We start from the raw sequence: 20835 nt of genomic DNA, 5'->3' as shown, positions 1-20835 counted from the left end.
TAAATTAATCAAGAACCTTGTTAAGATTCTTCTTAGCGGCCTTTAATTCTTTCTTAGCTTTCTTTAAAGCCTTCTTAGCAGCTTTTCTAGCTTTCTTACCCTTAGCTCTCTTTAATTCTTTAGCATACTTCTTAACTTCCTTGTTGTATTTAGCAACGGCCTTCTTAGCAGCCTTTACAGATGACTTGCTGGAAGTAGTGCTTGAATCACTAGTCCCACCTTCATTGTAATCAGAACTAGAATCACTAGAATTGTTAGTAGACGATGAAGAACCATCGTTAGCAACGAACTTAGGATATGAAGTAGCCTTAGAACTAGCATTACTAGAAGAACTACTTGATGAAGTAGAAGAAGTAGAACTTGAGTTACTTGAAGAAGAACTAGAACTATTATTACTAGTTCCACTAGCAGTTTGACTAGTAGTTAAATTAGAAGTTCTAGCTGTAGCAGCGTATACAGTACCACCAATAAATAATGCGGCAATTACTGATAAATAAATAAGTACTTTTTTCATAATGATAATCTCTTTTCTAAGTATTTACTACATTTATATAATACCACTTTTTTAAAGGAATCATAATTTTTTTAATCTTTTTTCAAGAATATAAATGAGCAATTAATTATCTTGATCATCATTATCCAAAGTATTGTTACCAGGGCTATCATTAGTCTTCTTTTGGCTTAGATTCTTTTCTTTTTGCTTTGCTTTTTTAGCCTTTTCTTTAGCAATCTTAGACTTCAAAGCAAAGTTTTGCGGATGAACTCTTCTTCTTAATAACCAATAGGTAACGTTCATATTTTCAAATGATTGATTATGCTTGGCAACGACTTGGTAGTTATCATGAATCATTTGATAAATACTACTGGTTCCGGTATTTAAATTACCACCACTGATTTTACCATTATTACCAATCGCCCCACTCCAATTTTTAATGGTACTCCCGGTTGCAGTATCTAAGACCAACCATTCAACTTGGCGATTCTTAATCGCATTTCTTTGGGCATCTAAAATTACTGGATACTTATCCTGAGAAATATTGTAGTTTTGGAAATAGTATTGTGATGGCAATACTCCAGAAGCGGTATAGAATCCCATATCAATCGATCCATAATTCAATAGCGTCGTATTACTACCAGTCGTATCCCGAATAATTTTTCCAAAACGAATTTGGGCTGGTTGCTGAGTCACATTAGTATCCTTATCAGTAACAGAAGCATTATTGGGAAAGAGTCTTGAGCTCATAAAGTTATTGTTAAAACTTAATACAAAGATAAAACTAACCCCAATTGCTAATATTAACGACCAATTATAACTATAGAATTGTTCCGTCCTCCAATGCTTCTTATACGTATAAACCATCAAGGCAATTACCGGAATAAATAAATAAGGCATAAAGGCAAGCTCATAATATGAATAGGCTTGACTATTACTATATCCATAAATTCCAAAAACGATGTTTCCAAACATCATCAAACCAAAAATGACCTTCGAAAAGACGCTTTCAAAAATGATATGAGAACTTAAAACGTAGATAATCCCCACAACCGCTAACAAGAATAGTAAGTTATTTCCATTCGCAAAACTACTATAAACACTTACGGCTTGCATCGTATTGGATAAGAAAGAATTATGCGTATTCCCATAAACCTCAATGTTTTCATAGAAATAAACGTTGGCGAATGCATTTAAAGAATTGGTTGCTAAGAAATATATCATCCAGGGTAAAATTCCAGATAAGAATCCGATACCGCTATAGGTAATCATCGTTATCATATCGTTAATCCGCTTATTCTTAATGAAGTAAGCAGCAACGAATAAATAAAAGATAATGAACGATCCCAATTGGGTATACTTACTAAAGAAGATAATTGCAACCATCAACCCCAGCAAGAACCACTGTTTCTTTTCAAATTCAAATCGCTTAAAAGTTCTTCCCAATTCAATACTGATCCGTTCATCTCTAATTACTAAATAGATCAAATAAACAGTAAATGGATACAACAACGATTCAGTTGTATCCCCATAGTTAAAGTATGGGTGCATTAAATAGAGAACAGGCGAGAAGATTGCAACGATCATTGCATATTCATCAACCACAAATAAATGACAAATTTTATATGTAAACCAAATCGTTAATGTTAAGCTCAATACTTCAAATGGAAACATCCCAATTAACGAATGTCCCGCAATCAGTGAAGCAATCCCATGCACAAAATAAACATAAGGACCCTTTTGTTCAAAAACATCCTTATAAGGGATGATGCCATGCATCATTGCCTTCCCAACCGTAAAGAAAGCATTGTTATCTGGTGAATAATCAAAATAATAAAATGGTGAGGTATAACTAGTAACACTTAAGAACAACGCACTAATAATAAAAAATATATAGATGTGTTGTGCTTGTGTTGAAGTAAGATTCTTTTTCCAATTCAATACCAGGACTCCTTTAATTAACATAAAAACTATTGACGAGTTTTGAATTTATAAAACAAAGTTCCCAAAAGAAACATTAAACCGATTATTGAAATAATGTAACTAATTTTTGTTAAGCCATCTTTAACTACAATTATTTTAATCGTATGCTTACCATGTCTAACATTGCGAATTCCCATAATTTGATTCTTTTGTTTAACAAAATTAATTGCAGTGCCATCCATCGTTACTTGATAATCATAGTTGTTATAAATAATAAATGGTATTTGTAATTTTTTAATTAGCTTCTCTTTATTATAGAAACTGAATACCCCATTTCCTTGTGGATGAAATTGGATCAAACGAATCTTATTTTTATAAACATATTTCCCTTTATCATTAGACATCAATGCATTATCATTTCCAACAGTACTAGGATAATAATCAAAGAAACAATTATTACTTTTAACAAAATTATTAATTTGGTTGTTATTGGTAATCCGATAAGCAATTAATCCGTTTTTTAAATGAAAATCATTTTGGCCATTTTTAACTAAAGGATGATTCAAAATTGGTTCTTGGTCTTGCATTTTTATAACTTCATATTGTGTATATCCTTGAAGAAAAAAAGCTAAAATAAAAACCGATAATTTAATTTTTCTAAAAATAGATTTATTTTTAAACCATAATTCATTATTAATACAATAAGCAAATAAATAAATTAACCCTAACTGGGGAAAGAAATCAAGTCTCCATGGAAATTGAATTACAGAGATCTTAGATGTAGATAAACTATTCCACGGAATTAAATTAGTGGTCAAAATATAAAATGAAATCATTGCGACCAAAAGGGTTTTTAAATCACGATTCATTTTTTTAAAGAAGAAAAATGGAACTAAGTACAATGCCAGAACTGCAAAGAAACTAGGCGTAAAATCTGGATTGAAATTTATTGAATCTTTTAATCCATTAATAGTAGTAGTAAGAAAGTCAGTTCCATTCATTTGGCCATAACTGAACGCCTCTGTAATATTCGGATTAAAATGTAATAATCGATAAGCAGGTAGCCAAATAAATGCTGTTAGGGACAAAGTAATCCCAATAAATTTAAAACCATTGATAAAAATAAACCGATTATTGAATTTATAAAAGAAAAAAAGAGATAGTAGTCCTAAAAAGATTCCAACAATAATCGGACTCAACACATGCGATCCAATCATTAGAGAATATCCAATCGTTAACTCTCTCCAATGATAATCGTTTATAAAATGCAGATAACCAAAAAACACCAATGGCAGGAAAGTAATACATAAAATTACCCCCACGTCCCCATTATTGAACCAATAGTTCATGTACAAACTAGATGTATTATATAATAATGCAAACATAAAACTAATCTTATTATTTTGAGTGTAGTTATTACAACTATAATAAGAAATTAAAAGTCCAATCAAAGTTACGATAAAAAACAAAAAATAAAACATTCCAATACTAAAATGAAATATTGATAAAAGAATTGCAAATGGAATCAAGGTAACCGCTGGATACATGATTAACGATGCTCCTCCGTTTTGTCCCATTGCATTCATATTGAACTGGGGCAAAAAATTACCGTACTTCATTGAAGAAATCAATTCCTTAATTCTTTCCGCATGAAAGGGTAAATCTGATGTTCCATCAATCGTATGACTAAGGAGCAGAAAACAGCAACAAAAAAAAGAGATTATCAAAAATAAAATAACTATAAAGAAATTATAACTAATTTCAATATTATTCAATTTTTTCATCATCTTAATCTCCTTTTTTCTTTAATTTGGCTTCGATAATTAAAGATATCTAATATCACTAATATAATCCCAATTAAAGTTAATAAAAAGCCAATTTTATAAGTTGAATTATGTTCCGCATTAATCTTAACAGTATAAGTTCCTGGTTTAACATTATAAAACGACATCAAACCAGCATTATTAACATTGATCGGTTTAGGAACCCCATTGACCAAATCCGTATATTGAAATCCCTTATAAACAATAACTGGTAAATCAAGTTCTTGAATCGTTCGTTTTCCACTATAATGGAAGTAATACTGACCATTGCCTAATAATTTTATATTGATTCGTTTTTTTACATTATATAATGCTTGATGATGAGTTAAGATTTCATTATACGGATAAGTACTCTTCAAATAATAATCAGGAGTTTGTTGAAGAGAAAACGGCGAATCTACTAAATACTTAAATTGATCACTATTATCAATTCGATACGCATTTTCCAAATTAAATTTTTTATAGCGTTCATTAACAAAATCCCCAGTGTTTCCCTTTATATAGTTAGAAGTTAAAGTATGGTAAGATTTAGCCACATTTACATAATAGATTTGAGCTTTAAACTGTAATATTAATGAGATAAGACATATTAAAATAATTGTGCTATATCTTAGGGTCGCCTGACTATATTTTGATAAATACTTAATCTTTTTAAATGAATAATAGTTACAATATACTGATAAAAAGCGCGCCATTAGATAAGTTAATAAAATTTCTGGAATTATATCAATTCGATATGAAAACTGAACCAATCGAATTTTAGGATTAGTAATCGTAAGCCATGAAAATAGCATATTAGTTGAAACGATCACAACCCCCAAGGCTAAGTAAAATACTTGTTTATCCATTTTAGAGATATTCATTTTTTTAATCAACATGAACGCAATTACGAATAATCCCAAAATAGAACCAAAACCAAAAAGAATCGTCGTTTCACTATTAGTAAATGGACTAGCTAATATATCAAAAATATTATTTCCATATAATGGAAATTGGAACGGTTTATTTATTATATTAGTCCGTAAAAAATCAATTGCAGGAAATGTAAAAATCCCAGTAACAAGAACCGTAATTCCAATTGCTTTTAATAAATTAATTTTGTGATTTGCTTTCAAAATAATTTTATAATTTAAAATGCTCCAAATAAGAAGGAGCAATCCAATAATAATTGTACTTAATAAATGAGTAAAAATTAATAGAATCATTCCCCAAGCCAGCTGACGCCAAGAAGCATTTCGCAGAAATTTCATGAAGCCAAAAATTACAACGGGTAAAAATAGAATCGATAAAAAAGCCCCTAGTTCTCCTGACCCAAAAATAGAGTTAATAATCGTATTGGAAGAAGTATATAAAATAGCAAATATGTAACTAGTACTAATTTTTTGAGTATATGCATAGCAAGAATAATAAGCAATCAACATTCCTACAAACATTATTAGAATAAAACAGAAATAAAAGGTATTAATCCCCACTGGAAAAATTAAAAAGAATAACACAATTGGAATTAAAGTTCCATATGGATATAGGGTGAAAACTGCACTACCATTTTGATTCATCGTAAAAAAATTAAAGGATGGAATAAAATGATCAGATCTAAATGCATCGATCAATCCTGCTACTCTTTGAACATGAAAGAATAGATCAGGAGAGCCAACTATAACATGATTAAAAATAAAGATGGAACAATATAAAAAAGAAAGAATAAAGAAACTGAAAAATAAAAAACATTTCCACTTTCGTCGATCACTTTTAAGGCTTTCAAAAGGGCTTCGCATACTATGTCTCCAATACTTCTTAATCGAATCTTCACTTGAAAAGTATATCATAATTTTTAAAATTTTTCTTAAGGTCTTAAAAATTTAAATTTGTATATTAGATAAAATCGTGCTAATTTTAAACTATCGACATTAGGGAGATGAAGATATTGAAGAAATCAACAATCGTCACAGCTGTTATGACAGCTCTATTAGTAACACCATTATTTAGTACAAATGCAAATGCTGCTAAGAAACATCATCACACAACTTGGCATAATGGAACCCCGGCCGCAATTCACGGTCAATGGTTAACCGCCAGCCAAAGTATTACCGGAACTTTTAGTGTCTATAATCAACAAATGGGGCTAGATGGTAGTAACACCACCGGGAACGGAGTTGTCCCAATTAAATTCATTTATGGCCATGATAAGGTCTTCGCACAACCAGTAATGCAAAATAACGATAGTAAGGTTCAATACCGTAAAGCAGGTAAGAATAAATATTTCTTCCGTTCTGGAAACACGTTGAATCACCAAAAGTATCCCGATCACTTCATGATCAAGATGCAAGGTAAGAATACACTTAAAGAATGGAACACTTCCGTTCAAGTTGGTTCGCGTTACTACGGTCAATTTAAAAAAGCAACGTTCCCAAGTGCAAGCTGGGTTGCAACTAACGATACCATTAATTACAATGATTAATTATTTCAAGTCAAACTAGTCTAATAGTTTGGCTTTTTATTTTAAACATATGTACAAAAAAAGACCTGACAAACGTCAGATCTTTTTTATTAAGACACTAATCTAATCAGTTAAGATTAATAACGATTAAATTAAGCAGCAGCCTTAGCAGCCTTTAAAGCCTTGTTAGCCTTGCTTAACTTAGCGTTGTCTTTCTTAAGAGTCTTCTTAGCAGCCTTCTTAGCCTTAGAAGTCTTAGCCTTCTTAACAGCCTTCTTAGCCTTAGCTACGGCCTTCTTAGCAGTCTTAACAGCCTTTTCAGCCTTCTTTACAGCAGAAGAACTAGTAGTCTTCTTTGAAGGAGTAGCTGAACTGGATGGAGTAGTGTTTGCACTAGAAGTAGTACTTGTAGTAGCAGAAGTAGCACTCTTTACAGCACTATCATTAGCAACGTATGCTGGTAAAGTGTTGTAAGCATTAGAAGCAGAAGCTTCATTTGATGCAAGTTCACTCTTAACATGACTAACAACAGCATCAACACTGTTTAATGATGAAACACCAGCACTCATTGCGTTGTTAGCACTGTCATCAGCGGATTGAGCAAGATCAACTTTTGCCTTAGCTGCATCAACTGCTGCTGAGTTAGCAGTAGTAGGATTTGCATTGTAAACAGCTTCAGAAGCAGTTAATTCAGCTTTAGCTGAAGTTAAAGCAGCATCAGCACTTGATGCTACAGAAGTAAGTGCACTTGCAGGTGCAGTTGCTGATGTAAGAGCATTTGAAGCAGCATTTGCAGCATCATCTGCTGATTTAGCTTCACTACTTACAGCTTTAGCAGAAGCAGCTAATGAGTCATACTTTTGCTTAGCAGCAGTAGATTTTTGCAAGTAGCTAGCATCACTAGTATTTGCATTAAATGCAGCAGCTACAGCATCTGAGGCTGATGAAATAGCCTTAGATGCAGATTCAGCTGAAGCTGAAGCTGAAGAAGCATTTGAAACAGTTGCACTAGCATGAGCAACAACGTTTGCAAAATTAAAATCAGAATCAGCATGAGCAACAACAGTAGTAGTAGCATTAGTATTTGCAGCGTTAACTGCAACGTAACCGCCGGCAGTTAAAGCTGAAACGGCAGCAACATATAATAAAGTTTTTTTCATAGTATATTCTCTCCCTTTAATCTATGATATACAAATATCTTAACACAAATCACCAACATATTGCCATAAAAACAAGGATTATTTTATTTCAATTCTATTACTTTATTAATAGAAAGTAACAAGAATCTTAATCCTCATTTGCCCTTAATATGACAATGTAAAATGCCGTGGATATGGTATTAAAATATACAATTACATAATACACTATTGAGCAAAAAATTCAAGAATAAGCTTAAAGTTGATTGTAATGACGACACTTTGTCATTAATAAAAAGTGATTATTAACTTTTTATTCCTAAATGGAGATAAATCATTTTTAGTAAATTTATTGAATCATTTAGTTGTTGTTCGGTGTAAGGTTTATTGTTGAAATACTCGTTAGTGTCCATTACTTCTGGATGATCTAATTCGTTTCTAATGATATACGGAATTGTATGCATACCTATTTTACCCCATCCAGTTTTAAATCTTTCAATGAATCGGAACATATACTTATCTTTATCTAATTGCTGTTCTTCTATATAATCACGAACTTGTGTATCAAAATCTTGTATCTTTTTAACATTATTTAATTCAAACCATTTTAAATACACTTTAGAAAAAAGCAATTGATGTAAATCCATCGTTGGAACTGAAAAAGCTTCATAAGTTATTTCTGAGACAGAAGGCGATCTCTTAAATAACAAATTATCGATTGTTTTAATGTTCTTAATTCCATTTACATAAGATAATATAAAAATAGCGTCATTTTCTTCATCATAATGTCTAATGATGTATGGAGAATGCGTTGTTATAAATATTTGATTTCCATTTGTAGACAATCTCTTCAATGAATTTATAAGTCTGTCTTGCGCCTTTGGGTGTAGATATATTTCTGGTTCATCGATTAAATATTGATTATTAAAAGTATTATCTTTTATTTCAGCCATTATCTGTATTAACGATAATGCTACAGATCTCTGTAATCCATTTCCTTTTTCAGACAATAATGTTGTATTTCCATTTTCACTTACTTCAATTGTACCCTTTTTTAGTAAATCATTGACTGATGGTCTTGTAAAATTAAAATTAACTTTTGATTTTCCAAACTGTTCAGTTACAATTTTTGCTATTTTATTTTGTAATGTAACTAGTTCTTTACCAATACCTTCATCACCAAATGTTTCATTATAACTTTTGACAAAATTTTGAAATTCTTCACTATTTTGAAATTCTTTAGTTTTACTTTGAATTAATTGACCCATTATTTTAGTAGTTCCAAAATCTTGATAATCTTCATTATGAGTATCAGCATAAACTATTTGTGGACTTATCAAACGGGTTATTGCATTGGGTATTCCAGTCGGATTTTCAAATTGATTTTCTTTATAATTTTTAATTCTAATTTTCTTAATATCTAATTTAACTGTTTTTTTATTTTGTTTTATCGTTTCTTCTTTTGATGATCTTTTAATAGTCATAATTCCGTTTTCCATATATGAATTATATCTTTTTAGATTCTGATCTTCAAAATCATTAACATCTGCAATCTCTAAAGTAACTGATACTTCTTGTTTTTCATGTCCCTTAGATATAACTTCATTTTTATTCTTTTTATTAATGACAAAATCTATGGCTTGAAAAATAGTTGTTTTACCAACATTGTTATTACCAACAAAATAATTAATACCCTTTTTAAACTCTATTTTAGTTGGTTTATCATCGCAAAATGACTTAAAATTTTTTAGTTCTATTGTTTTTATATACATAGCTTTTCCCTTTTAATTGAATTAATCTTTAATGTATAACTAGAGGGGTATACTCCCCCCAAAAAATACTATTAACTAAAATCGGAATGATAACTAATATACCAATATTAATTACATTCCGCTCACTAATAATAGATTTATTCTTATTTTATTAAATAATAACTAGCATTAATTAGAAAACAACATTGCTTGAGTAAACTTATTTGGAAAACCATTGGTAGTTGGTAAGATACTGATTCCAACATATTTAGCATCAGGATATAGAATGTTATCTCGATGACCCCAGTTTTCTGATAGACCATCTTGATAAACATATGCATTGATCGTATCTATTGCAGTAGCATAAATGTTTTTAAAGTTGTATCCACCACCGGCATTCTCCGCAAAATGGGTATAGCTATATCCTAATTCATTAGCCTTTTCAGAAGCTGTTTCTCCTTGACTGTTAAAGTGACTTATCCCAGATTGTAATTCAACGGTTCGTTTTTGAGCAATATTTGATAACGTGTCATTCCATTGAAGTGGAGCTAGGCCATGTTGAATTCGAATGTAATTTACATAATGAAAGGCAAATTGATTTACTTTATCTAGATCGTTATATGAACTGGACATTTCTTGCAATACTTTATTATTTGATTGCATTTGTTGAATGTTTGGCGATATATCACTTCCGGTAACCCAACCTTGAACGTTATTATTAAATTGGATGAGGTAGTACTTAATTCCCCAACTAGCTATTCTTTCATCAATAATCTTATGATTACCTCCTAAATCACTGCTACTAACACTAATATTAGAAGAAATATCAGTTTCAGAAGTAGGGAATGAACTTAAAACTGCTCCAGTATTAGATTTATGGTATGCAACATATTGTCCCACTTTATAGTTATCAATATATGGATTAGGGTTAAATGTACTGTCATTAATTTGACCATTCATTGATAGATTAGAATTATTGAACATACTATGATCTAAACTATCATTAACATTGTACATTTGATCGGAACTTGTTTGAGCATTAGGAACCTGCTGTTTTTTTTGCTTTTTGGTTTGTTTCTTTGTCTTTTTATTTAGTTTCTTTTTACTATGCTTAGTGTGCTTTTTGCCCTTTTTATTAGATGTCTTTTTACTAGGCTTGTTCTTTGATGGTATGAGTTTTGCTGGTTGGACTAAAGAACTAGAATCTGCATCTACTGTTTGTGTATATCCAGTATCCGTAATCACCATTCCAAGCCCTAAAAGTAGGGTGGAACTTAATAACACAACGGTTTTCTTCTTCATAAATATCTCCCTTTAATCTTAATATAAACTTAATTATATCATTTCTTTATATTAAAATGATTATTAATCGAAATAAAAAGCGGATATCAACCCCATTTAAAGTGAGATCGATATCCGCTTTTTAAAATTTCTTAATCCATCAACTTATCAACTTTTTTAACATCTTTGATAATCTTCTTGTTTAGAAGATGACGAACTTTTTTGTTCTTGGCTTTCTTGTATTGTTTCTTTTCTTTCTTGATTTTCTTCATCAACTTAGCAATTTTAGCTTTCTTCTTGGCACTATAATGCTTTATTCATGATACTTTTAAAGTTTTAAAAATAGAATTCCGAACGGAATTCATCCAATTATTCATTCAAATCAAGGTTTTCAATATCAGATTGGACAATATCGGAACATCCTTTCTAAACTTGGCTTTAGACAATCCATGTCTCGCAAAGGTAACTGTCATGATAATGCACAAGTATGTTCAACCTATTAAAACATGAGTTTTTAAATCATTTAGAGATTAAAGACATTAAAGAATTAAAAAGATATATCAAGAAATACGTTTACTGGTTCAACAATGAAAGAATATCATTAACAAGAAAAGGCCTAACTCCGATTGAATATCGAAATCAGACCTTGGGTCTAAACTAAATATTAACTTTTATAAAATGTCTAACTTTTTCATTGCACTTCATATTTGTTGTTAACATCCTATTTTCTATTTTCTAAATTTAATAATACTTACTACGTTTGGTTTTAAACAAAAAATAATATAGTAAATTAGAAAAAAACTGATCATCCATAGTGGAATCAAAGGGTTATTCCTATGTGCCGCACTGTTAAGAAACGGCACGCCATCAATCGTCTATCTATTTATATGTGAGATAATATCATTAATTTATTACATAGTTAATATATATTCATTATCATAACTTGATAATTTAACTGTATCTTTTAAAGGTTTTATTTCAATTTAATAACTTTATTACTTTTTAACTGGTATCCTTTAAAATAGTCTTCTCTAAATTGATCAAAATAATTACTATCTAAATTAAATAAATGAATTATGAAATCTGTGCTTATAAATAAGACATCTCCTAAAGAATCAATACTAACTAATTTATTTTTAAATATCGCATCAAACATAGATCTAACTCTACCGGGTAATGTTGGAACGATTTTATCATCTAATGGTTCGACGTTAATAATATCCATTTTATGCATTTTACCCCAGAAATAACGATTTTCTTGATAATTAATTAATCCTTGTTTGTATGCAAAGTATTCCATCGCTGCAATTGAAACTTTATACTTATTCTTCAAATCAACATAAGATAGAGGGTTTGACTTCCTATTAATATACATAAAATCCTTTTTAAAAACATCCAATGGTAATAGAAAGTAAGCAGCAAAATCATTAGCTTCTTTCTCTATTTCTTTATATTCGTTTTTATCTAATTCACTCATATCAATGTGTTGATGTAATAGTAAATGACCAAGTTCATGTGCTAGATCAAAGTTTAATCGCACAGCAGTCGTCTTTCCAGTCCCTAAGACAATAAAACATCTACCTTCTTTATCGATACTACTGTATGCATCAACTTTATCTCCAAGATAACTCTTATCTAAAATATATATTCCGCTGTTTTCTAAAACACTCATCAGGTTATTGTTATTCTTCAAATTAAAATATTTTCTAGTATAATCTGCTATTTTCTTTATGGAATCACTAGTTAATCCATTAAAGGTATACTTTAAGATATTCTTTCTTAATTCGATAGTTTTATCTTCCGGAACATTTAAATCCATTTCAAAATACCTAATAAATGAATCAACAAAGTTTAAATACTGTAATTCATACTTACTCTTCTTAACAGATTTATGTTCTTTTGATCGATATGCTATATGATCAGAAGTAATAATATCATTTAAAACATCATTCTTCTTCAAAAAGTACTTAACATTAACATTAAACATATTTTTTATGCTGTTTAAAATTTCAATTTTAGGTAAAACATTTTCTTTTTCATACTTCCATACAGATTGCTCAGAAATATTTAGTTTTTCTGCCAATTGTTTTCTAGAAAGACAATGTAATTCTCTTATTTTCATTAAGTTTTCCCCATAGAAACTCATGAAAAATCTTCCTTTCAAAATTATCTAGTTATTTGTTTTATTTTCTTCATTATTTTTAACTGTGTATTTAACAGTACTAAATTGGCCTTCAGGAATAGCAGGCGTCTCTTTATTAGCCATTTTCAATTCTTCATCATTGTATTCAATAATATGATTATCCATTAGTTTTGATAAATCTTCAATCTCTTCTAACATAAGATCATTCTTCCTTGGCATTGTTAATTTAATAGCTGATACCATACCATTTTCATCTAGTTCATAAGTAACAATATAAAAAGTCTTCAACTTACTTATATTTTCAACAGAATCAATTGGTTCTTTAATTTCTTCTAATGCAAGTTCTGTTTGATGGAATAATTTTTTACTATTATTCTTAAAATAATCATCATTTATTTCAGCAAACTTATTTAAATAGTTATCTTTAGATATTTTTTTAATATTGCCAGAAATTCTATCCATTGACATAACGTTTTTAATAATTATCAATGTTTCATCATTTATTTTTAATTGAAGATAATCCCAACTATACCCAGCTTTAGCAACATTTAATCTAACTCCAGAGTCTTCATCTTTCAATGCATCAAAAACTAACGAATCAATTACATTTCCTCTAACCCAAGCATATGCTCCACTAATCTTAAATTCTTTTTGAGCCCGAACTCTTTCTTCAATATATTTTTTCTCGCCGTCTAATATTCCATTAACAATTTTTTGCTTTATTGTATCTGTTAAATATTTCATGTCAATCTCCTATTATTTTTTAATTGTATGTGTAATTTTACATTATTTCTTAAACTAAGGCAAAAGACATCATTTTATGCCTTTAATTATTATTTAATTTTAAACAAAATATAATCAAAAATAATCGTTACTTCTCAAAAAGCTTTGCTACAAAGCCCCCCTCATCAACTATAATTAAATTATTCTTATTCTATATAGGAAGAAGTTTTAAATTATGAAGAAAAGGATTTTTACTGCCCCTTGCTGTTGCATCATTGGCAATTCCTGCTTCAGTAAGTTTTAGTAGTACTATCGTTAAGTTAAGGCTTACACTATTTCAGCTTCTAGCGTTAATGCTGGTTCTCATTACAAGTATCAGAAAGCTTTACATACTTTTAATATTAAAATTACCATATTACGAAGGGTAAGTCATACAAGGTTTCTGTTAAGAATGATGCGAATGCTTTCAACTATTCAATTAAGTTTGATAGTCATGTGATTACTTTTTCAGGTCAAACCGTGTTCTTTAAATATAATTTAATTTTTGTGGAGGTAGTAACTCAACTTTCAATCAGTTATATCAAATAAACACTGATGGAATTGAAATTAATATTAAAAACGTTCAAACTACTGTTACATCTACATCTGGTGATAACGTAACGTTAAAATGAATATTAAATTCAAAGCTACTGATGATTCTGGTAACAATCAAAACGCTAAAATTAAAAATGTTAAGGCTGTTATGACCAATTCAAATGGCGATTACAAAATTAATGCATTAACATTTATTTATAATCTTAATAATTAGTGATCATAATAATTTTAACTAAAATCAAAAAGCTCCCAGTTTTTATAACTGGAAGCTTTTTGGATGTTTAATATTGTTAATTAACTATTCAGCATTATTGTTTTGAGTATTTTGGTTATTTTGAAAAGCCTTATATGATAATTGTTCATCATAAGTATAAGTAGGTAAAGCCACCCATTTATCAAACGTTGTGTTAACCTGTTTGTTATCTGAGTTAATTAAGTCCATTCTAACTTGCCCTTCAACAGAAACGGAAATTTGAGTGCTACTATCTAAGCGAACTTTATAGAAGGTTCCCTTTTAAGGTTAAATTTCATATCCTTAAAAGTTCACTTGTTGGCGATGTAGATGTAAGTAGGTGCTTTTTTAGTATAGTGAGGCTTATATACGCTTCCCATAAGGTAATTACTTCTGGTTGTCCTTGTAAATAATATTAGTGAACAAAAGGCGCAATAAAGAAGTTATTTGCCATAAATCCTTGTACTCTGTATTTTGTATCAGCATTATAATTGAATTTGGAATAACTGATCCATAACTTATTAACTAATTCTGGTGGAAACCCTTGGATCCACTTAACGCTTTCTTGCTTGTGCTTTGACTTAGCATTAGCAGTATTAGTATTCATTAATAAAAATACACTGCAAAGTGCTACTAATGATAGAAATAATTTTTTCATAATCTTTCATTATGAAATTAAAAAAATCACACAAATAATTGTGTGATTTTTTATGGATTCAAATTACATTAAACTCTTGCCCAACTTAAGCCAGTTCGTATCTTGTTCAAAGATGTAATAGCTAGCGTAACCCGTTGTTTTTAAGTTTTTACCTTGAACAGACCAAGTTCTGTATCCAGTATAACCAAACTTAGATGATGTAACAGAAGCTTGAATCTTAGTTCCAGGTTTAAGAACTTTCTTTGCAATTGCTTTCTTAGTGGCTGCTTTTGAGCTCGGAACTTTTTTTAATTCATAAGCTACGACCTTCTTAGTTACCGTTGCATGATGAGCATTCGCCAACTTGTATGATAAATTACTTTGGTTAATGCTTTGTGCATTAGCATCGTTACTTAACAATGCTGTTCCAGTAAATAAAGCAGATACTGTTAAAATCGCTAATAAAATTTTCTTCATAATCTATCTTCCCCCTTTAATCTTGATGTATTTTATAATACATTAAAATTAAAATTTAATAAAGAAAAGATTTAATTTTTATGATATTTATTGATATAAAAAATGGAATGTGACGTGAGTCTCTTCACTTCAAACATTTATTTTTATTACGATAACCTATTACTTTAAATAATTTATAAATAATCATATTTAAAACTTTATTCAATTTTAATCCATAAATAAGAAACTACCAAAATTTATCCATTATTTCTTTACTTCCATAAAGTTATTACATAGGTATTAGTTGAAACTTTTGTAGATTCAATATAGTTAAAACCTAGAATCGTATAATTTTTTAGTTGTACTGCTATTTTTGAAATCATTAAGTCATTATTGTCCATGATCAATCGACACTCCTTATTTTTTAATTTACTTTCTAATTTTGTATTACTACGCGAATAGAAAAATAAAATCCCCAACGTTAATATTTATTTTTTTGGCTTAGGACTATCATCAGTTTGTTCATCCTGATTCACGAACTGACTAATAATATAGTTCTCGAAATCAAGCTCAGCGTCCACTAATCTTCTGCGATCATTTAAGATATTCATCATAATTCTGAATGTTTCGTTATCGTTCATTCCCATAGTTAATCTCTCCTTTTAATTTTTCTACAAGCAATTTTTTATCTAAATCCAATCACTTTTTCATTCGACCTGTTATTTTTGTTAGTGTCAGAATGATTATTATTTGGATTAGTTTGTTTTTGTTCATTAACGAATTGACCGATGATGTAATTTTCGAAGTCGTATTCTTTGTTCAATAATCCTCTGCGATCATTTAAGATGCTCATCATAATTCTGAATGTTTCGTTATCGTTCATTCCCATATTAGGATCTCCTTTGCTAGTTAATTAACTATTCTTTATCTTTGTAGAAGTATCTATATTTAAAGTAGACGCCAAGACCAGAAACCGTCCACAATGAAAATATCATTTGCAGGAGGGTATTAAAGCCAAGTAGGAATGCTCCAATACATATTAACTGCGGAATAATGATTACCTGAAATGTTTTCTTATTAGCATATTTGTCATACTGCTCTTTGTCATTTTTTTCGTTCATAATATAATCCCTCCTTATCAAAAACAAGTTCATAGTGAATTATCATTACCAAATGCACTAGCTCTTAGAAATCAAATCTCAATTAACTCCCCCTATCGAATTAACAATTTTAATTATAGCAACGCCTGCTTATTTTTTTACCATTATCGTTATTGGTAAAGATAAAAGTGCGAAAAAGAAAACATTGATATAAGCTACCATTAAAGCGTTTTCTGCAATAATGGTTTATTAATTAGATAAAAATAGACGAATGATTTTCAGTTAGATTCTGAAAATTAATTCGTCTATTTTTAATTTATTTATCATTAAATAACGTTAATTGTTCATCTTTTTCATTACCAAAACCATAAAATACTTTTTTAAATTCTGTAAAATGGTCTTGTTTAACAATTGTTTTAAAAGCTTTCCAATCATGTTTTCTTAAGTATGATACCAAGAGCGAACATGTCTTTGCTTGGGAGTTAATTGTGTAATTCGGTTTCACGTTAATATCTGTAAATGCATCGAATTCAAATAGTTCTTTTGCTAACTTCTCGTCTTGAGCAATTGCATTCATATAAATCCAATCATAAAAAAATGTTTTCGGTTCCAGAGGAAAATCAGTGCCAAATAATCTAAAGCCAATCAATTTATCGTTTCGATTCACAGAATGAGAAAGCCTTCTGGCTTCATTGGAAGGTAATCTTAAACATTCTTCCATTGAGCCTTTGTCTTGATACACCTTTCCTGATTGGAAAAGTTGTTCAACGGTATATACACCATGATGGGTTTTTAATTTTAAATTAAAAGCACTTGCCTTGACTCCAACATTGTTTTTAGATGCAGAAGATATTTCAATAATCTTTTTGTTTGGAAATTGATTCTCAAATGCCTCATGCAAACTATCAATGGACCGTTGCTTCTGGACTTTAGCAAAGCCAGAATACCATTTAAAATCGATATTCATCTTTTTAGCATTATCACCATCATCAATGTAGTAAACATCTCGGTTCGCCATTGAATTAATATTCCTCCTCAGAAAAAACATCGTTCCAATCGTATACTCTGATACCGGTCGACCAAAACTTTAAGCGTTCTTTTTCAACTTCTGCAGAAGCAGGTGGAAAAGCCACTCCCATGATCATATCCTTATTAACTTTATTCTTAACCAGCACTTCAGCTTGAACATCAGTTGTGAAGTTAAGGGGAGTGTTTGGTTTTCTTAATTTATCAGTATATTGTCCCCTATATTTACGCAGAATGGAATCATCAAACATCTTTTTAAAACCATCAATAGAACCCTTGATCAAACTACCACCCTTAGTAGCAGCATTACATTGACAAAATCTAGTCGTATCATCAATTATTTGCGGTGCAATTAGAACGACTGCCCATTGCAAGAAAATGTCTCCGCGAATTTCTTGTTGGCGCTTCCGACGTCTGTAGTAAGGATTATTGATTCGGGAAACACTGCAACAAACATAATTTCGATGATTATCAAACCGTTTTTTATCGTAAACGTGTTGATTGCCAAACTCATTTTCAACTAAGTCACTACTTAGAATTCCGTTCGTTTCAGAGTTATTTCCAAAAATATATGGTAAACAACTTGATTTAGTGAAGTGGACTAAATGATTGATTCCTCTTTGATATGCGAATTGTTCATACTGACTATTTAACATAGTTAACAAGTTGCTCCTTTCCAACTAAGAAACTTGGAATTTCATTTTGATAATACATTACTAATTTCTTTTTAGCTCGACTAGCAGCTACATAGATTCTTTTTGCTAGAATTATTTGATCGTCCTCATCCATTTTCGACAAGTTGATCGTTTGGTCATTTTCATTACAAATATCAATTCGGTCACTAAGTGGGTTATAAGCATCCAGGGTATAAACGATTACATTGTCGAACTCTAATCCCTTTACCTGGTTAATTGATTGCATTAATACTTTTTGTGGAGCATTACTATTTTGATAATCTTTTAGATTATCGTAGAGTTCAATATCACTATTTTTAAATTGTTCCTTCAATTGACGATAAGATTCATTGTTCATCGTGATTACTAAAAGTGCTTGGTGATCACTAAGTCTTTTAGCTTCATCCATAAATGAAGATGATAGATTATTTACGTTAATAATTGAGGGAACTTGTGTATTTTGATCCTCGACGACCCCAGATACTGGCATAATCGGTGCCTTTGAATTTTCAAGACTGTAGATATGTTGTAAGATGTTTTGGGTAAATTGATTGATTTGCGGACTATTTCGATAGTTAACGTTCAATCGCATGATTTTAGAAACGGTTATTCCTAAAACATTCCGCCAAGAAACCCTTTGTCCGAAAATGTTTTGGTTCTCATCACCGAAGACGTTCCAAAAACCATCTTGTTTTTTCAAATATCTTAGTGCGGTGAACATCGCTTTAGATAAATCTTGAACTTCATCCACAACAATGTATTTGAGCTTATCTTCTTCCGGAATATCCAAATCGGGGATATAACTGTAAATATTTTGGAAAAAGAATAATCTATCATCATCAAATAATTTTTGATACATTTGTTGATAGATATCATACATCCCGAGTCGTTGATCTGGAGACAAGTTTTCATTTCCTCTTCCAATTCGTGAGGCTGATAAATAGACGTTAACATCATCGTTTGGAATCTCATTATCTAACATCCAGATGAGTTCTTTTCCAATGAAATCTTCGTTCTTTTGTTTAATCGTTTTAGTATCATCATAGTTAGCAATAATTTCATGAAGTTGTTTTTTAAAGTTTTTGGTATCTAAAGCTGTATATAAATTTTGAGCGTTCTTATGAAACTGTTTTTGTTTTAACAAAGCATCTAGTTTGGTCCCTGGTTTGGCTGGATACTTAGAAATCATTTGTTGACAATAACTATAGATTCTACTAACAATAATGTTGTCCTTGTTACTGATTCGTTTAATTTTTTCCCCTAAATCAGTACAGACACTTTTGTTATAACTCAAAATTGCAATCTTATCATTATTATCAGTACTCATTGAAATCCAAGCAGTTCGATATACTGCTTCAAGTGATTTTCCACTTCCAGCAAGTCCTAATATGATTTGATTAGAAAACCGATCTAAATAAAGAACGTTACACTGTTCACCTTTCAACTTAATTAAATCCATGTTGATTACCTCACTTTTAAAGTCCTGTTATTTATAATATTAACAATATAAATTTAAATAAACCAACTTTTTTAAATTACCATTTTCTATTTTTTATAACTACATGTGGAAATTTTTCTAATAATAATGATACAGAAAAGGTTCTGTTCTCAACTTTAAATGCTGATAACAGAACCCTTTTATTCATTTATTTGATAAATTATAATTCCATTTAGAATAATGGTTAACCTAAATAATTACTAGTCAGTACTGTCTTGATCATTCTGATCAGATGTCGTTGCTTGCGTAGTTTGAGTTTGGTTATTGTTAGACGAGTCGCCACTTAATTGTTCATTATAAGTATAAGTAGGAAATGTTACCCAATCAGTATACTTAGTTTTGATATATTTATTACCAGAGACAATGAGGTCATTATATATCTGCCCTTTTAAAGAAACTGTAATATTAGTACTACTATCTAAGTGAACTTTGGCAAATACGCCCTTGTTAAGATTGAAATTCATATTCTTAAAGGTTCCCTTGTTAGCAATGTAATAAGTATTACCCTTTTTAGTGTAATAAGGCTTATCAAACACAGCATTAACGAAATAATTTTCTGGGTTACCTTGTTGTGAATCATAATATACAACTCTTGCAAATAACACATTTTTAAATCCAATAAATTCTTGAACCCTGTTAATATCTTTATTAGGTAGTTTATAATAAGTAATCCAAGCCTTATTAACTAATTCTGGTGGAACCCCTTGAGTCCACTTAACACTTTCTTTTTTCGCCTTTGACTTGGCACTAGCAGAACTAGTATTCACTAACATGAATACACTACAAAGTGCTACTAATGATAAAAACAATTTCTTCATAATCTATCTTCTCCTTTAATCTTGATGTATTTTATAATACATTAAAATTAAAATTTAATAAATAAAAACTTTATTTTTTATGATATTTAT

At 30.0% G+C, this 20835-nt stretch carries 22 protein-coding genes; 3 read left to right on the top strand and 19 right to left on the bottom strand.

The window, feature by feature from the left end; translation table 11 throughout:
• Positions 1-4: 4 nt before the first annotated feature.
• The 4 genes from AC3B6G_RS04040 to AC3B6G_RS04025 form a co-directional block, all read right to left on the bottom strand.
• Positions 5-514, bottom strand: a complete 510-nt coding sequence (locus tag AC3B6G_RS04040; protein WP_489849137.1) for a hypothetical protein — start codon at positions 512-514, stop codon at positions 5-7.
• A gap of 102 nt (positions 515-616) precedes the next feature.
• Positions 617-2434, bottom strand: coding sequence for an ArnT family glycosyltransferase (locus tag AC3B6G_RS04035; RefSeq protein WP_489849136.1), 1818 nt, complete (start codon positions 2432-2434; stop codon positions 617-619).
• A 29-nt stretch (positions 2435-2463) separates the two neighbouring features.
• A complete protein-coding gene (locus tag AC3B6G_RS04030) occupies positions 2464-4035 on the bottom strand; it encodes a hypothetical protein (RefSeq protein ID WP_489849135.1) in 1572 nt (523 codons plus the stop codon).
• A 164-nt stretch (positions 4036-4199) separates the two neighbouring features.
• On the bottom strand, positions 4200-5849 hold the full coding sequence (locus AC3B6G_RS04025) for a hypothetical protein (protein ID WP_489849134.1): 1650 nt from the start codon (positions 5847-5849) through the stop codon (positions 4200-4202).
• A 314-nt stretch (positions 5850-6163) separates the two neighbouring features.
• Between AC3B6G_RS04025 and AC3B6G_RS04020 the strand changes: the two genes are divergently transcribed.
• Positions 6164-6697, top strand: coding sequence for a hypothetical protein (locus AC3B6G_RS04020; RefSeq protein ID WP_489849133.1), 534 nt, complete (start codon positions 6164-6166; stop codon positions 6695-6697).
• 131 nt (positions 6698-6828) lie between these two features.
• Here the strand turns inward: AC3B6G_RS04020 and AC3B6G_RS04015 are convergent, their stop codons facing one another.
• The 3 genes from AC3B6G_RS04015 to AC3B6G_RS04005 all read right to left on the bottom strand — a co-directional run bounded on the left by AC3B6G_RS04015 (position 6829) and on the right by AC3B6G_RS04005 (position 10865).
• Positions 6829-7836, bottom strand: a complete 1008-nt coding sequence (locus tag AC3B6G_RS04015; protein WP_489849132.1) for a hypothetical protein — start codon at positions 7834-7836, stop codon at positions 6829-6831.
• Between the two features lie 281 nt (positions 7837-8117).
• The gene (locus AC3B6G_RS04010; RefSeq protein WP_489849131.1) at positions 8118-9584 is read right to left on the bottom strand and encodes an ATP-dependent nuclease; all 1467 of its coding nucleotides are present in this window, start codon (positions 9582-9584) and stop codon (positions 8118-8120) included.
• Between the two features lie 168 nt (positions 9585-9752).
• Positions 9753-10865, bottom strand: coding sequence for a CAP domain-containing protein (locus AC3B6G_RS04005; protein ID WP_489849130.1), 1113 nt, complete (start codon positions 10863-10865; stop codon positions 9753-9755).
• Positions 10866-11331: 466 nt separating this feature from the next.
• Between AC3B6G_RS04005 and AC3B6G_RS04000 the strand changes: the two genes are divergently transcribed.
• Positions 11332-11505 carry an IS3 family transposase gene (locus AC3B6G_RS04000; RefSeq protein WP_489849129.1) on the top strand — a complete coding sequence of 58 codons (174 nt, stop codon included), beginning with the start codon at positions 11332-11334 and terminating at the stop codon, positions 11503-11505.
• A gap of 312 nt (positions 11506-11817) precedes the next feature.
• On the opposite strand, the gene AC3B6G_RS03995 is transcribed toward AC3B6G_RS04000, so the two are convergent.
• Together AC3B6G_RS03995 and AC3B6G_RS03990 are read right to left on the bottom strand one after the other, a co-directional pair.
• On the bottom strand, positions 11818-12990 hold the full coding sequence (locus AC3B6G_RS03995; protein ID WP_489849128.1) for a spr1629 family repressor/antitoxin: 1173 nt from the start codon (positions 12988-12990) through the stop codon (positions 11818-11820).
• Between the two features lie 24 nt (positions 12991-13014).
• Entirely contained in the window at positions 13015-13731 is a 717-nt protein-coding gene (locus AC3B6G_RS03990) for a spr1630 family ClpXP-sensitive toxin (protein ID WP_489849127.1), read from the bottom strand.
• Positions 13732-14377: 646 nt separating this feature from the next.
• Here AC3B6G_RS03990 and AC3B6G_RS03985 point away from each other — a divergent pair.
• Positions 14378-14518 carry a hypothetical protein gene (locus AC3B6G_RS03985; RefSeq protein ID WP_489849126.1) on the top strand — a complete coding sequence of 47 codons (141 nt, stop codon included), beginning with the start codon at positions 14378-14380 and terminating at the stop codon, positions 14516-14518.
• 84 nt (positions 14519-14602) lie between these two features.
• Here the strand turns inward: AC3B6G_RS03985 and AC3B6G_RS03980 are convergent, their stop codons facing one another.
• The 10 genes from AC3B6G_RS03980 to AC3B6G_RS03935 all read right to left on the bottom strand — a co-directional run bounded on the left by AC3B6G_RS03980 (position 14603) and on the right by AC3B6G_RS03935 (position 20745).
• Positions 14603-14746 carry a hypothetical protein gene (locus tag AC3B6G_RS03980; RefSeq protein ID WP_489849125.1) on the bottom strand — a complete coding sequence of 48 codons (144 nt, stop codon included), beginning with the start codon at positions 14744-14746 and terminating at the stop codon, positions 14603-14605.
• A gap of 205 nt (positions 14747-14951) precedes the next feature.
• Positions 14952-15143, bottom strand: a complete 192-nt coding sequence (locus tag AC3B6G_RS03975; RefSeq protein ID WP_489849124.1) for a hypothetical protein — start codon at positions 15141-15143, stop codon at positions 14952-14954.
• A gap of 114 nt (positions 15144-15257) precedes the next feature.
• Complete coding sequence (locus AC3B6G_RS03970; protein WP_489849123.1) at positions 15258-15650, bottom strand: hypothetical protein; 393 nt, start codon at positions 15648-15650, stop codon at positions 15258-15260.
• 467 nt (positions 15651-16117) lie between these two features.
• Positions 16118-16276 (bottom strand): hypothetical protein, encoded by a 159-nt coding sequence (locus AC3B6G_RS03965; protein ID WP_489849122.1) that lies wholly within the window; start codon positions 16274-16276, stop codon positions 16118-16120.
• A gap of 38 nt (positions 16277-16314) precedes the next feature.
• Positions 16315-16518 (bottom strand): hypothetical protein, encoded by a 204-nt coding sequence (locus AC3B6G_RS03960; protein WP_489849121.1) that lies wholly within the window; start codon positions 16516-16518, stop codon positions 16315-16317.
• 28 nt (positions 16519-16546) lie between these two features.
• Entirely contained in the window at positions 16547-16750 is a 204-nt protein-coding gene (locus AC3B6G_RS03955; RefSeq protein WP_489849120.1) for a hypothetical protein, read from the bottom strand.
• A 295-nt stretch (positions 16751-17045) separates the two neighbouring features.
• A complete protein-coding gene (locus AC3B6G_RS03950; protein ID WP_489849119.1) occupies positions 17046-17747 on the bottom strand; it encodes a DarT1-associated NADAR antitoxin family protein in 702 nt (233 codons plus the stop codon).
• Positions 17748-17751: 4 nt separating this feature from the next.
• Positions 17752-18411, bottom strand: coding sequence for a DarT ssDNA thymidine ADP-ribosyltransferase family protein (locus AC3B6G_RS03945; RefSeq protein ID WP_489849118.1), 660 nt, complete (start codon positions 18409-18411; stop codon positions 17752-17754).
• Complete coding sequence (locus tag AC3B6G_RS03940) at positions 18401-19888, bottom strand: UvrD-helicase domain-containing protein (RefSeq protein ID WP_489849117.1); 1488 nt, start codon at positions 19886-19888, stop codon at positions 18401-18403. Before AC3B6G_RS03940 ends, AC3B6G_RS03945 begins: the two co-directional genes overlap by 11 nt.
• 239 nt (positions 19889-20127) lie before the next feature.
• Positions 20128-20745, bottom strand: coding sequence for a hypothetical protein (locus tag AC3B6G_RS03935; protein ID WP_489849116.1), 618 nt, complete (start codon positions 20743-20745; stop codon positions 20128-20130).
• Between the last annotated feature and the right edge of the window lie 90 nt (positions 20746-20835).

The sequence above is a fragment of the Nicoliella sp. ESL1149 genome (assembly GCF_058107265.1).
The sequence above is the reverse complement of the archived record's forward strand: the minus strand, read 5'-3'. Positions and strand labels throughout refer to the sequence as shown.

Excerpts from the sequence above, each read along its gene's own strand:
- AC3B6G_RS04040 (WP_489849137.1), bottom strand. The coding sequence starts at position 514 with ATGAAAAAAGTACTTATTTATTTATCAGTAATTGCCGCATTATTTATT.
- AC3B6G_RS04030 (WP_489849135.1), bottom strand. The coding sequence starts at position 4,035 with ATGAAGTACGGTAATTTTTTGCCCCAGTTCAATATGAATGCAATGGGA.
- AC3B6G_RS04015 (WP_489849132.1), bottom strand. The coding sequence starts at position 7,836 with ATGAAAAAAACTTTATTATATGTTGCTGCCGTTTCAGCTTTAACTGCC.
- AC3B6G_RS04010 (WP_489849131.1), bottom strand. The coding sequence starts at position 9,584 with ATGTATATAAAAACAATAGAACTAAAAAATTTTAAGTCATTTTGCGAT.
- AC3B6G_RS04005 (WP_489849130.1), bottom strand. The coding sequence starts at position 10,865 with ATGAAGAAGAAAACCGTTGTGTTATTAAGTTCCACCCTACTTTTAGGG.
- AC3B6G_RS04000 (WP_489849129.1), top strand. The coding sequence starts at position 11,332 with ATGTTCAACCTATTAAAACATGAGTTTTTAAATCATTTAGAGATTAAA.
- AC3B6G_RS03995 (WP_489849128.1), bottom strand. The coding sequence starts at position 12,990 with ATGAGTTTCTATGGGGAAAACTTAATGAAAATAAGAGAATTACATTGT.
- AC3B6G_RS03990 (WP_489849127.1), bottom strand. The coding sequence starts at position 13,731 with ATGAAATATTTAACAGATACAATAAAGCAAAAAATTGTTAATGGAATA.
- AC3B6G_RS03985 (WP_489849126.1), top strand. The coding sequence starts at position 14,378 with ATGAATATTAAATTCAAAGCTACTGATGATTCTGGTAACAATCAAAAC.
- AC3B6G_RS03980 (WP_489849125.1), bottom strand. The coding sequence starts at position 14,746 with ATGGACTTAATTAACTCAGATAACAAACAGGTTAACACAACGTTTGAT.
- AC3B6G_RS03975 (WP_489849124.1), bottom strand. The coding sequence starts at position 15,143 with ATGAATACTAATACTGCTAATGCTAAGTCAAAGCACAAGCAAGAAAGC.
- AC3B6G_RS03970 (WP_489849123.1), bottom strand. The coding sequence starts at position 15,650 with ATGAAGAAAATTTTATTAGCGATTTTAACAGTATCTGCTTTATTTACT.
- AC3B6G_RS03965 (WP_489849122.1), bottom strand. The coding sequence starts at position 16,276 with ATGGGAATGAACGATAACGAAACATTCAGAATTATGATGAATATCTTA.
- AC3B6G_RS03960 (WP_489849121.1), bottom strand. The coding sequence starts at position 16,518 with ATGGGAATGAACGATAACGAAACATTCAGAATTATGATGAGCATCTTA.
- AC3B6G_RS03955 (WP_489849120.1), bottom strand. The coding sequence starts at position 16,750 with ATGAACGAAAAAAATGACAAAGAGCAGTATGACAAATATGCTAATAAG.
- AC3B6G_RS03950 (WP_489849119.1), bottom strand. The coding sequence starts at position 17,747 with ATGGCGAACCGAGATGTTTACTACATTGATGATGGTGATAATGCTAAA.
- AC3B6G_RS03945 (WP_489849118.1), bottom strand. The coding sequence starts at position 18,411 with ATGTTAAATAGTCAGTATGAACAATTCGCATATCAAAGAGGAATCAAT.
- AC3B6G_RS03940 (WP_489849117.1), bottom strand. The coding sequence starts at position 19,888 with ATGGATTTAATTAAGTTGAAAGGTGAACAGTGTAACGTTCTTTATTTA.
- AC3B6G_RS03935 (WP_489849116.1), bottom strand. The coding sequence starts at position 20,745 with ATGAAGAAATTGTTTTTATCATTAGTAGCACTTTGTAGTGTATTCATG.